Source organism: Photobacterium sp. OFAV2-7 (genome assembly GCF_022347985.1).
In the GTDB taxonomy this organism is placed as follows: domain Bacteria; phylum Pseudomonadota; class Gammaproteobacteria; order Enterobacterales; family Vibrionaceae; genus Photobacterium.
Window position 1 is genome coordinate 1 of the sequence record NZ_JAKRFQ010000061.1, and the last position, 11,862, is coordinate 11,862.

Annotated in this window: 11 protein-coding genes; 2 read left to right on the plus strand and 9 right to left on the minus strand. The window is 49.9% G+C overall.

Going from position 1 to position 11,862, the window contains the following annotated elements; translation table 11 throughout:
- From MHN01_RS06390 to sdhC, 6 genes are all read right to left on the minus strand, one after another.
- Nucleotides 1-290: biotin/lipoyl-containing protein (locus MHN01_RS06390; protein WP_304622842.1), on the minus strand; the 290-nt coding region annotated here is incomplete at its 3' end.
- Nucleotides 291-321: 31 nt separating this feature from the next.
- Nucleotides 322-3,132 (minus strand): 2-oxoglutarate dehydrogenase E1 component, encoded by a 2,811-nt coding sequence (gene sucA / locus MHN01_RS06395; RefSeq protein ID WP_239410555.1) that lies wholly within the window; start codon nt 3,130-3,132, stop codon nt 322-324.
- A gap of 111 nt (nt 3,133-3,243) precedes the next feature.
- Complete coding sequence (locus MHN01_RS06400) at nt 3,244-3,957, minus strand: succinate dehydrogenase iron-sulfur subunit (RefSeq protein ID WP_075768299.1); 714 nt, start codon at nt 3,955-3,957, stop codon at nt 3,244-3,246.
- A 14-nt stretch (nt 3,958-3,971) separates the two neighbouring features.
- A complete protein-coding gene (sdhA, locus tag MHN01_RS06405; RefSeq protein WP_239410556.1) occupies nt 3,972-5,738 on the minus strand; it encodes a succinate dehydrogenase flavoprotein subunit in 1,767 nt (588 codons plus the stop codon).
- On the minus strand, nt 5,739-6,086 hold the full coding sequence (gene sdhD, locus MHN01_RS06410) for a succinate dehydrogenase, hydrophobic membrane anchor protein (RefSeq protein WP_239410557.1): 348 nt from the start codon (nt 6,084-6,086) through the stop codon (nt 5,739-5,741).
- A complete protein-coding gene (gene sdhC, locus MHN01_RS06415; RefSeq protein WP_239410558.1) occupies nt 6,080-6,481 on the minus strand; it encodes a succinate dehydrogenase cytochrome b556 subunit in 402 nt (133 codons plus the stop codon). Before sdhC ends, sdhD begins: the two co-directional genes overlap by 7 nt.
- A gap of 388 nt (nt 6,482-6,869) precedes the next feature.
- Between sdhC and MHN01_RS06420 the strand changes: the two genes are divergently transcribed.
- Nucleotides 6,870-8,159 (plus strand): citrate synthase, encoded by a 1,290-nt coding sequence (locus MHN01_RS06420; protein ID WP_239410559.1) that lies wholly within the window; start codon nt 6,870-6,872, stop codon nt 8,157-8,159.
- Between the two features lie 76 nt (nt 8,160-8,235).
- Here MHN01_RS06420 and MHN01_RS06425 read toward each other — a convergent pair whose 3' ends face one another.
- Together MHN01_RS06425 and MHN01_RS06430 are read right to left on the minus strand one after the other, a co-directional pair.
- The gene (locus MHN01_RS06425; RefSeq protein ID WP_075768294.1) at nt 8,236-8,994 is read right to left on the minus strand and encodes a Nif3-like dinuclear metal center hexameric protein; all 759 of its coding nucleotides are present in this window, start codon (nt 8,992-8,994) and stop codon (nt 8,236-8,238) included.
- Between the two features lie 144 nt (nt 8,995-9,138).
- Nucleotides 9,139-9,345: a DUF2517 family protein gene (locus MHN01_RS06430; protein ID WP_239410560.1), complete on the minus strand. Its 207-nt coding sequence runs from the start codon at nt 9,343-9,345 to the stop codon at nt 9,139-9,141.
- Nucleotides 9,346-9,465: 120 nt separating this feature from the next.
- On the opposite strand from MHN01_RS06430, the gene MHN01_RS06435 reads away from it, so the two are divergent.
- Nucleotides 9,466-10,269, plus strand: a complete 804-nt coding sequence (locus MHN01_RS06435; RefSeq protein WP_239410561.1) for a DUF1853 family protein — start codon at nt 9,466-9,468, stop codon at nt 10,267-10,269.
- A 60-nt stretch (nt 10,270-10,329) separates the two neighbouring features.
- Here the strand turns inward: MHN01_RS06435 and pgm are convergent.
- Nucleotides 10,330-11,862: phosphoglucomutase (alpha-D-glucose-1,6-bisphosphate-dependent) (gene pgm, locus MHN01_RS06440; RefSeq protein ID WP_239410562.1), on the minus strand; the 1,533-nt coding region annotated here is incomplete at its 5' end.

Sequence of the window (11,862 nt, forward strand, 5' to 3'; positions counted from 1 at the left end):
GGTGAGGCTTCCGCTTCGGCAGGAACATCCGCCGTAGGTTCACCAGCAACAGCACCGGCTTTAATCTTACCAATCAACTGCTTAGTTAATACAGTCGTGCCTTCTGTCTCCAGAATTGCTTCCAGAACACCGTCTTCAGGTGCCGGAACTTCCAGCACCACTTTGTCTGTTTCGATATCAACCAGAACTTCATCACGTGTAACGGCATCACCAGGCTGCTTGTGCCAAGTTGCCACTGTCGCATCTGCAACTGATTCAGGTAAATCGGGAACCAGAATTTCGATCGTCATATCGGTTTTGTCCTTATTGTTCCAGTTCTTGTTAATCTATGGTCAACGCTGATTCGATGAGCGCTTTTTGTTGTTTCAAATGAACCGACATGTAACCTACAGCCGGTGAAGCAGATGCCGGACGGCCCGCATAGTTCAAGGCAGCACCTTGTGGTATTGCCGAACGGAAGTTGTGCTGGCTTGAATACCAGGCACCTTGGTTTTGCGGCTCTTCCTGACACCAGATGAAGTCTGTTACGTGCTGGTAATCAGCCAACGCGGCTTCAACGTCTTCTTTCGGGAACGGATATAGCTGCTCGATACGAACAATGGCCACATCTGTCTGCTCGTTTTTACGGCGTTGTTCTAGCAGGTCGAAGTAGACCTTACCGGAACAGAACACCACGCGTTTAACTTGCTTCGGATCCAAGTCATCAATTTCTGGAATCGCCGGTAAGAAATTACCGCTAGCCAAGTCATCCATCGTCGACACACATAGAGGGTGACGAAGCAGAGACTTCGGCGACATTACAACCAACGGACGGCGCATCGGACGAAGCACCTGACGGCGAAGCATGTGATAAACCTGCGCCGGTGTCGATGGGATAATCACCTGCATGTTCTGTTCAGCACACAGCTGAAGATAACGCTCAAGGCGTGCAGACGAGTGTTCAGGTCCCTGTCCTTCATAGCCATGCGGAAGTAGCATCGTCAGGCCACACATACGGCCCCACTTCTGCTCACCGGAGCTGATGAACTGGTCAATGACCACCTGGGCACCGTTGGCGAAATCACCAAACTGGGCTTCCCAAACCGTCAGGCCACCAGGTTCGGCCGTCGCATAACCATACTCAAATGCTAATACCGCAGCTTCTGACAATACCGAATCAAAAACCTGGAAAGCACCCTGCTTATCGTGAACATTGGCAAGCGGAACATAGGTACTGGCATCACTTTGATTATGCAAGACGGCATGGCGGTGGAAGAAAGTACCACGTCCCGAATCCTGTCCGGTGATACGAATACGGTTACCATCATCAACCAAGGTAGCGTAGGCCAATGTTTCAGCCATACCCCAATCGACCAACTTGTCACCTGCGATCATGGCCTGGCGGTCGTTGTACAGTTTCTGGACCCGGCTTTGCAGCTTATGGCTTTCCGGGAACTGACAAACACGCTGAGCAAGTTCTGTGAGGCGAGAGGTTTCAATGGTATTAGGCCATTCAACCGTCCAATCGTGACCCAGATACGGGGCCCAGTCGACTGAATGAAGCTTCATCGGGCGCCATTCTTTCACCACGCAGTCACCGCGGTCCAACGCATCACGGTATTCATTGATCAGCGAGGTCGCCGTTTCCAGATCAACGGTCTCGTTGTCTGTCAACGCGTCAGCATAGATCTTACGCGGCGTAGGGTGTTTCTTGATCTTCTGATACATCAAAGGCTGAGTGGCATTAGGCTCGTCAGCTTCGTTGTGGCCGTGGCGGCGGTAACAAACCAGATCAATCACAACATCGCGTTTGAAGGTGTTTCGGAAATCCAGTGCAATGCGAGTCACAAAAGCCACCGCTTCAGGATCATCGGCATTGACATGGAAAATTGGTGCCTGGACCATTTTCGCAATGTCAGTACAGTACTGGGTAGAACGGGTATCGTTTGGATTCGAGGTCGTAAAGCCAATCTGGTTGTTAACCACTATTCGAACCGTACCACCGACTCGGTAGCCACGTGACTGAGACATGTTGAATGTTTCAGCTACCACGCCCTGACCAGCAATTGCGGAGTCACCATGGATAGTAATCGGAAGGACCTGCGAGCCATCTTTGTCGCCAAGGCGATCCTGTCTTGCACGCACAGAGCCGACAACCACCGGGTTCACAATTTCAAGGTGTGATGGGTTGAATGCCAATACTAAATGTACATCTCCACCTGGCGTTGCGAAGTCCGCAGAAAAGCCCTGGTGGTATTTCACATCACCGGTACCCCACGTTTCATCATGCTTGCCGGCAAACTCGTCAAACAAGTCTTGCGGCTTTTTACCCAGCACGTTAACCAGCATGTTCAAACGACCGCGGTGTGCCATACCAACGACAACTTCGCGGGCACCGTTCGTACCGGCATGACGGATAAGCTCTTTGACCATCGGAATCAACGCGTCACCACCTTCCAGGGAGAAACGCTTGGCACCCGGGAACTTGGCCCCCAGATAACGTTCCAGACCTTCGGCAGCCGTTAGCTCGTCGAGAAAAGTCAGTTTTTCGTCTTTCGAAAATGCACCTTGGCCCACTACCGATTCCAGGCGCTGCTGAAGCCAGCGTTTTTCATCGGTATTGGTAATGTGCATGTACTCTGCACCAATCGAACCACAATAGGTTTTTTTCAGCGCATCATAGATTTCAGAAAGCTTCATCGTCTCTTGGCCAATCGCGAAAGAGCCGACATTGAAAGTTTCGTTAAAATCTTCTGCGGTCAGGTTATGGAATTCAGGTTCGAGATCAGGCACTCGCTCCTGCTGCCATAGCCCTAACGGATCTAAGTTTGCATGCTGATGGCCACGGAAACGGTATGCGTTGATAAGCTGCAATACCTTAACCTGTTTAGCATCAACATCTGGATCGCTGACGGAAGCACTTAGATAGGTTGTCTCTTTAGCCAGACGTCGGAAATAATCACGAACACGCGAGTGCGGCTGCTCGACAGCAACTTCACTCACCACAGGCAGATCACTAAATACATGACGCCATTTTTCGTCGACTAATTCTGGGTCGCTAAGATACAACTCGTAGAGGTCTTCTACATAAGTTGCATTGGCGCCAGCCAGGTGTGAAGACTCAAGCCAAGCCTTCATAACGCCGTTCTGCATTTTTTTCCCTTAACCACTAGTTATCGCCATTTGCGCCGGTCTCTAGGCCGGGCTTTAAAGCTGGCTTCCGATAGCGAGTCAAGAAGCCAGCATATCGATAATTCGACTAATTTATACCGCGCGTTTTAGCAACATTGATTTAATGTGGCCTATCGCCTTCGTTGGATTTAATCCCTTAGGACAAACATTTACACAGTTCATGATGCCATGGCAACGAAAAACACTAAAAGCGTCGTCAAGATCTGATAATCGTTCATCTGTTGCAGTATCACGACTGTCAATTAGCCAACGGTAGGCTGCCAACAGACCAGCCGGCCCGATAAATTTGTCCGGGTTCCACCAGAACGAAGGACAAGATGTCGAGCAGCACGCACACATGATGCACTCATACAGACCATCAAGATGAGCACGGTCTTCCGGCGACTGCAGGTTCTCGCGTGATGGCGGCAGTGCATCATCATCAATTAGGAACGGCTTCACCTTGGCATAGTTAGTGTAGAACTGATCCATATCGATGATCAGGTCACGGATAACCGGCAGGCCAGGCAATGGACGGATCACAATGGTCTTCTCGCCAGTCAGTGCCGACAACGGCGTAATACACGCCAGGCCGTTTTTGCCGTTCATGTTAATGCCGTCCGAACCACAGACACCTTCACGGCATGAGCGGCGGAAGGCAAGCGTCGGATCTTGCTCTTTCAACAGAATCAACGCGTCCAGTACCATCATGTCCGAACCGTCAGGCACTTCCAGGGTGTAACCTTTCATGTGCGGGGCGTTGTCTACGTCTGGGTTGTAGCGGTAAATCGAGAAATTCAAGTTCATCTTTCATCCCTCCCTTAGTAAGTACGTGCTTTAGGCGGGAACGCCTCTCGATGAACAGGTGACATATTTACATCACGCTTCGACATTTCTTCTGTCTCAGGGTTGTAAATTGAATGACATAACCAGTTTGCATCGTCACGCTCAGGGAAGTCGAATCGGGCATGGGCACCACGGCTTTCGGTACGGTAGTTCGCTGCAACCGCTGTTGCATAAGCCGTTTCCATCAGGTTATCCAGCTCCAGGCATTCGATACGTTGGGTGTTGAACTCGGTAGACGTGTCATCCAGACGCGCTTCTTTCAGACGCTCACGGATAACTTTAAGCTCTTCCAGTCCGGTCGCCATTGCTTCACCTTCACGGAATACCGAGAAGTTGTTTTGCATGCACGACTGAAGATCTTTACGAATTTGAACAGGGTCTTCACCCTTCTGAGTGCTGTTCCAGCGATTAACACGCTCAAGGGAAGCTTCGATATCAGAATCGGTAGCAGGACGGGCCTCAGCCTGCGCCAGCAGGGTTTCACCAAGGTGCAGACCCGTTGCACGGCCGAATACCACCAGGTCAAGCAGCGAGTTACCACCCAGGCGGTTGGCACCGTGAACCGATACCGAGGCAATCTCACCACAGGCAAACAAGCCCTGGACTTCCTCATCCTGGCCAGCCGCATTCTGCTTCACAGCCTGTCCGGAGACCTGGGTCGGTACACCACCCATCATGTAGTGGCAGGTCGGGATCACCGGAATAGGCTCTTTCACCGGGTCAATGTGGGCAAAGGTACGCGACAGCTCACAGATACCCGGTAAGCGCGACTCCAGTACGTCCTTGCCAAGGTGATCCAGCTTCAGCTTGATGTGTGGACCCCATGGGCCGTCACAGCCACGACCTTCACGGATTTCAACCATCATCGAACGGGCCACAACGTCACGACCGGCAAGGTCTTTGGCGTTCGGCGCATAGCGCTCCATGAAGCGCTCGCCGTCTTTGTTCAGCAGGTAACCACCTTCACCACGACAGCCTTCAGTCACCAGTACCCCGGCACCGGCAATACCTGTCGGGTGGAACTGCCACATTTCCATATCCTGCATCGGTACACCAGCACGCAATGCCATGCCGACACCATCACCGGTATTAATGTGGGCGTTTGTGGTCGAGGCATAGATACGGCCTGCACCACCGGTAGCCAAGATAGTGGCCTTCGACTTGAAGTAACAAATCTCACCGGTTTCCATGCAAAGCGCTGTACAACCAAGAATCGCACCGTCCTGGTTTTTTACCAGATCCAATGCATACCACTCAGAGAAAATCGTGGTTTTGTGCTTAACATTTTGCTGGTAAAGCGTGTGAAGCAGGGCATGGCCGGTACGGTCAGCCGCCGCGGCAGTACGTGCTGCCTGTTCGCCACCAAACTCTTTGGACTGACCACCGAATGGACGCTGATAAATAGTACCGTTATCAAAGCGAGAAAACGGCAGACCCATTTTCTCCAGCTCGATAACCGACTTAGGACCGTTCTGGCACATATATTCAATAGCGTTCTGATCGCCAATGTAGTCAGATCCCTTAACAGTGTCATACATATGCCACTGCCAGTTATCCGGGTGTGAATTACCTAGTGCAACGGTAATCCCGCCCTGTGCCGACACGGTGTGTGAACGGGTAGGGAAAACTTTGGACAACAAGGCACATTTCAGGCCCTGTTCTGAAATTTGTAGTGCGGCACGCATACCTGCACCACCAGCACCGATTACTACGGCATCAAACTCACGAACTGCAATGCTCACTTACGCACCCCACACAATAAAGAAACCTGCAAACAGGTAGACAAAAAGTACAGCTACAACACCAAACTGAATACCTGCTCGTAAGGCGGCAGGTTTAATGTAGTCGGTTAGCACCTGCCACAGGCCGATCCAGGCATGGATCAGAACCGATAGCAGTGCCAGCATAGTGAAAACCTTGGTGCTTAGCTTGCCGAAAAACGCGGTCCATGTTTCGTAGCTCAGGTCCGGACCAAAGGCGAAGAATCCGACCATATAAATGGTGTAAAGGGTTAAAATGATTGCCGTTGCGCGAATCAGAATAAAATCGTGTATACCATTACGGCCGATTGTCGATACATTGTTTACCATACTAGGCCTCCAGCGAAGATAGCTAGAACCGCTACGATTGCGAAGCTCACTTTGGTGCTCGCAATACCGGTATCCATTTCTTCAAAATATCCCATGTCCATCATCAAGTGACGCACGCCCAGCACAATGTGATAGAACAATGCAGTCAGTACACCCCACAAAACAAATTTCACAAAGAAACTGTCAACAATGTTGGCAGCACTTGCGAAACCTTCTGGGGAGGAAAGGGAAAGGCCTAATAGCCAAAGTAGGATGGCAACAGAAACAAATGTGATCACGCCTGATACACGGTGCAGGATTGACGCAATCGCCGTCAGAGGAAAGCGAATCGTCTGTAGGTCGAGGTTGACAGGTCTTGGCTTATTTACTTTCACGGTTTGCCCACTCAGCTCCATTGAAGCATTTTATTTTTTTATAGAATTCTCCGATTCACTTAAGCCAGAAAAACAAACTTAACATTTTCGTAACTTTCGGTTGCAATAATGTTTTAATGGGGACCTAAAACAAAACCCAACCTAAGTGACTAATATTGTTGACAACTTAAGCATTCGTTCCTGGCAGCTGCAGAACCAGAGACCTGCCGCGAGTATACGCCCCGTAACAACCAATTACAAATCCCGTTACATGACCTCTAACACGATTTGGAGATTTTGCACGTTTTCACTCAAAGTTATTAACAAGCGCACACAAACAGGCACAAAAATTGACAAATGGCGTCTCAATCGGTACAACAAATGCACATCCGCTTTGGATTAGGATTATAAAAAAGCAAAGGAGATTGTTATGGCAGACAAGAAAGCTACTCTTCACATCGAAGGGGAAGCACCAGTCGAACTGCCGATTATCGGGGGCTCACAAGGGCCAGATGTAGTCGATGTGCGTAAACTTGGCGCTAACGGTTACTTCACATTCGACCCTGGTTTTCTAGCCACTGCATCATGTGAATCTCAAATTACTTACATTGACGGCGATAAAGGCGTGCTGCTTCACCGTGGCTACCCGATCGACCAATTAGCGAATAACGCTGATTATTTAGAAGTTTGTTATATTCTTTTGTACGGCGAAGTCCCTACTCGTGAACAGTACGAAACATTCCGTACCACTGTTACTCGCCATACCATGGTCCACGAACAAATTGCCAGCTTCTTCCACGGCTTCCGCCGTGATGCTCACCCAATGGCAGTTATGTGTGGTGTAGTTGGTGCGCTAGCAGCGTTCTACCATGACTCGCTGGATATCAATAACGATACCCACCGTGAAATTACGGCTTTCCGCCTGTTGTCGAAAATGCCGACACTGGCTGCCATGTGTTACAAGTACTCTATTGGCCAGCCGTTTATCTTCCCACGCAACGATCTTGATTATGCAGAAAACTTCCTGCATATGATGTTTGCAACGCCATGTGAAGAATACGAAGTCAGCCCTGTTGTTGCACGGGCGATGGACAAGATCTTTACCCTGCATGCTGATCACGAGCAAAATGCCTCGACGTCGACTGTACGTCTGGCGGGCTCGTCGGGTGCCAACCCGTTCGCCTGTATTGCAGCTGGTATTGCCTCGCTTTGGGGCCCTGCACACGGCGGTGCCAACGAAGCCTGCCTGAAGATGCTGGAAGAGATCGGCAGTGTCGACAATATTCCAGAATATGTCGAACGCGCGAAAGACAAGGACGACCCATTCCGCCTTATGGGCTTCGGTCACCGTGTCTACAAGAACTACGATCCACGTGCAACGGTAATGCGTGAAGCTTGCCATGAGGTACTGGAAGAGCTGAATATTCAGGATCCATTGCTTGATGTTGCTATGGAGCTGGAACGTATTGCACTTTCAGATGAGTACTTCATCGACAAGAAACTGTATCCGAACGTTGATTTCTACTCAGGTATTATCCTGAAGGCGATCGGTATTCCAGTATCTATGTTTACCGTGATCTTCGCGATGTCCCGTACTATCGGCTGGATTGCGCACTGGAACGAAATGCACAACGATCCGGGCAACCGTATCGGCCGTCCTCGCCAGCTATACACAGGTTACACGCAGCGTGAGTTCAGCCCGATCCACGAACGCGAATAACTGTTCCCGAGCCTGATACAAAAAAGGTTGAGCAGAAATGCTCAACCTTTTTTATTAGCAATTTTTTACACAACCACTAAACCGGGTTGTCGATATCAATAAACCGGACATCCAGATCGTGCTCGTCAGCCAGCCACTCACCCAATGACAGAATGCCATAGCGCTCGGTAGCGTGATGACCGGCACTGAAATAATGAATTCCCAGCTCTCTTGCTGTATGAACAGTGCGTTCAGAGATTTCACCGGAGATGAATGCATCCAGCCCTTTGTGAGCTGCCAGTTCGATAAAGTCCTGTCCGCCGCCGGTACACCAGCCGATAGTTTTAATTTCAGCCGGGGCATTGTCGCCAATGTGTAGCGGCTCGCGGTGCAGTGCAATTGAAAGGCGCGAGGCTAACTCTTCGCCAGTCAGCGGCTGCTCAAACTGACCAAAAACAGAAACAGATTGTGGGTTGCCCTCTTCCATTCCCCCCAGCACTTCAATTTCAAGCAGCTCGGCCAGCTTGGCATTGTTACCCAGTTCAGGGTGAACATCTAACGGCAAGTGATAGGCATAGAGGTTAATCCCGTTTTCAATCAATGCCTTGATACGACGAAACTTCATGCCGCGAATTTCAGCCGGTTCACCTTTCCAGAAGTAACCATGATGAACAAGGATTGCATCAGCCTTTTCTTCGATAGCGCGATCAATCAATGCCTGACAAGCTGTTACCCCGGTGATCACTTTTTTTACTTCCGACTTACCCTCAACCTGAAGGCCGTTCGGGCAATAGTCTTTGATAAGATGCGGACTCAGCAGCCCGTTGAGTACTGCTTCCAATTTAAGGTTATTCATTATCGCTTCCTTTTTTCTGTTAGCGTTATTCTATACCCAAATTCCCTCAAAATGCAGAACTCAGACGAAGACTGGCCTACCCCGCCAGCAAGATCAAAAAAGCTGCATCACTGCAGCTTTTTCAATATTCTAACTAACGGCTAACTAATATAGATCTTGAGAGCCGTGTTCAGACTCCTCGAGCCACACAGGCTTGGTACTGGTTTTAACCCAATACCGATGCAAATAGCTATAGAAAAGAGAACGTCTATCGACCGGCAAGAAAATCATAACAGGGAAGCTAATGACACCGACAAGCACGACAAACACCCGGCGAAAAAAGATGCGGATCTTAGAAAATGACTTGTACATAAGGGCCTCAACAACTGGTCTAACCTGTACAAACAATAATCTAAATATTATTGTCGCACTGCATCACAACGCACACTTTTCGACCAAAATTTTCAATTGACGAGTAAACTAAATCCCAACATGTCAAAGACTTACAGTAAGTTAACAAGAAAGGAACAATTTAGAAACGACATCAATGCGGTGCTTACCTGCCCGTCGCTCACCTATGGCCAACCGTTTGTCGCTGATGAGGCATGGCTGTCTGATTTCAGGGCCAAGGCAACCATCCCAGCTCACACCGATTACCAAGGCAACAGACGGCTCGGCTTTTATTACCAGTGGTTATGGCAACAACTGATTGCGGCACATCCCGATTATTTGCTCGTGGCTGAAGAAATTCAGCTCAAATGGAACAAGCAAACACTCGGCGCCATCGATTTTCTGGTCAAAAATACAATCACCGGCCAGCTCGAACATTGGGAAGTCGCCGTTAAATTCTACCTAGCTTTCCAAAACAGCTGGCCTGGTCCGAATGCCAATGACAACCTCGATAAAAAAACGGCTCGCATGCTGAAGCACCAGTTAGCGCTCTGTGACCATCCTGCCTTTAGACACCAGCTTGCTCCGCAGTTTGGCCAACCCGCTATCAAGCGCCTGATCATGCAGGGACGCCTCTTTTATCCCCATGACAAGCACAGCACAGGTTCGGGGATAGCCATCAACCCAGATGCTTTGAACGGCAAATGGTGTTATCAGTCACAGGCACCAGGTTTACAACTGAAGCAACTGAGCAAGACCCAGTGGATCAGCCCTCCCTGTTACCAGGATCTCAATATGTATCTTGATACCAATGAACTGTCGATCCCGACACAAGCCGTCAGCCCTGATGATCAAGTCTGGTTTGTGGTGCCCGATCATTGGCCGACGCATAACAGAGACCGTTAATGACTGTTTACAGGCATAAAAAAACGCCCTCGAAAGGGCGTTTTTATCTGCTAAATAATCTTACAGACCTGCGTCGGCAAATACTTTGCTGACAATTTCCTGCGCTTCTTGCTCAATAAGGGCTAAATGCTCCTTACCTTTGAAGCTTTCACAGTAAATCTTGTAGATATCTTCGGTGCCTGATGGACGCGCAGCAAACCAGCCATTCTCGGTGGTCACTTTAAGGCCGCCAATTGCCGCACCATTACCTGGCGCATGCGTCAGACGGGCTGTGATTGCATCACCAGCCAGAGTCTCTGCAGCCACCATTTCAGGAGACAGCTTGCTCAGTACCGCTTTCTGCTCACCGTTGGCGACAGCCTGAAGACGGTTGTATTGCGAAGCGCCGTGCTTGGCAGCCAGTTCTTCGTAGTACTGCTGCGGGTTCTTACCGGTAACAGCAGTGATTTCAGCCGCCAGCAGACATAGCAGGATACCATCTTTGTCGGTAGACCAAGGCGTACCGTCCATGCGCAAGAAAGATGCCCCAGCACTTTCCTCACCGCCGAAACCTAGCTCGCCAGAGTACAGACCGTCAACGAACCATTTGAAACCAACCGGTACTTCACACAGCTCACGGCCCAGATCAGCCACAACACGATCAATCAGCGCACTGGATACCAGTGTTTTACCAACGGCCACTTCCTGGCTCCAGTCCGGACGGTGACGGTAAAGGTAGTCAATACACACCGCAAGGAAGTGGTTAGGGTTCATCAGGCCGGCAGGCGTAACGATACCATGGCGGTCATAGTCAGGGTCGTTACCGAAAGCCAGATCGTAGTTGTCTTTGTGTGCCAGCAGTCCAGCCATCGCATAAGGCGACGAACAGTCCATACGTACCACACCGTCTTTATCCAGCGACATAAAGCGGAAAGACGGGTCGATAGACTCATCGACCAAAGTCAGATCCAGGCCGTAATGACTAGCAATCTGGCGCCAGTATTCAATACCTGAACCACCTAGCGGATCGACACCGATTTTAAGGTTGGCTTTCTGGATTGCTGCCATATCGATAACATTGACCAAGTCATCGACATAAGGTGCCACCAGCTCTTGCTCAACCACCAGTTCACTGGCAAATGCCTGCTCAATCGACACGCGTTTCACATCGACCATACCATTGGCAATGATCTCGTTGGCACGCTTTTCAATCGCGGTAGTCAGTTCACCCTCGGCAGGACCACCATGGACAGGGTTGTACTTGATACCACCGTCCTGAGGCGGGTTGTGAGACGGGGTGATCACAATGCCATCAGCTTTGTCAGCATTGGCTTTGTTATGGCACAAGATAGCATGAGAAACACCCGGAGTCGGGGTATAGCCACGCCCTTGCTGGATCACTACCTTCACATTGTTCGCAACCAACACTTCTAACGTAGAAGTGAATGCAGGCTCTGACAGCGCATGAGTATCCTTACCCAAAAACAGCGGACCTGTCACACCTTTAGCAGCTCGTACTTCTGCAACAGCCTGGGCGATAGCCCAGATATGGTGCTGGTTGAATGTACCTTTATCAGCCGTACCACGGTGACCAGAAGTACCAAAGGCAACTTT

Bases quoted from the DNA above. Each gene is read 5' to 3' on its own strand.
- sucA (WP_239410555.1), bottom strand. From the start codon at position 3,132: ATGCAGAACGGCGTTATGAAGGCTTGGCTTGAGTCTTCACACCTGGCT.
- MHN01_RS06400 (WP_075768299.1), bottom strand. From the start codon at position 3,957: ATGAACTTGAATTTCTCGATTTACCGCTACAACCCAGACGTAGACAAC.
- sdhD (WP_239410557.1), bottom strand. From the start codon at position 6,086: ATGGTAAACAATGTATCGACAATCGGCCGTAATGGTATACACGATTTT.
- sdhC (WP_239410558.1), bottom strand. From the start codon at position 6,481: ATGGAGCTGAGTGGGCAAACCGTGAAAGTAAATAAGCCAAGACCTGTC.
- MHN01_RS06420 (WP_239410559.1), top strand. From the start codon at position 6,870: ATGGCAGACAAGAAAGCTACTCTTCACATCGAAGGGGAAGCACCAGTC.
- MHN01_RS06425 (WP_075768294.1), bottom strand. From the start codon at position 8,994: ATGAATAACCTTAAATTGGAAGCAGTACTCAACGGGCTGCTGAGTCCG.
- MHN01_RS06430 (WP_239410560.1), bottom strand. From the start codon at position 9,345: ATGTACAAGTCATTTTCTAAGATCCGCATCTTTTTTCGCCGGGTGTTT.
- MHN01_RS06435 (WP_239410561.1), top strand. From the start codon at position 9,466: ATGTCAAAGACTTACAGTAAGTTAACAAGAAAGGAACAATTTAGAAAC.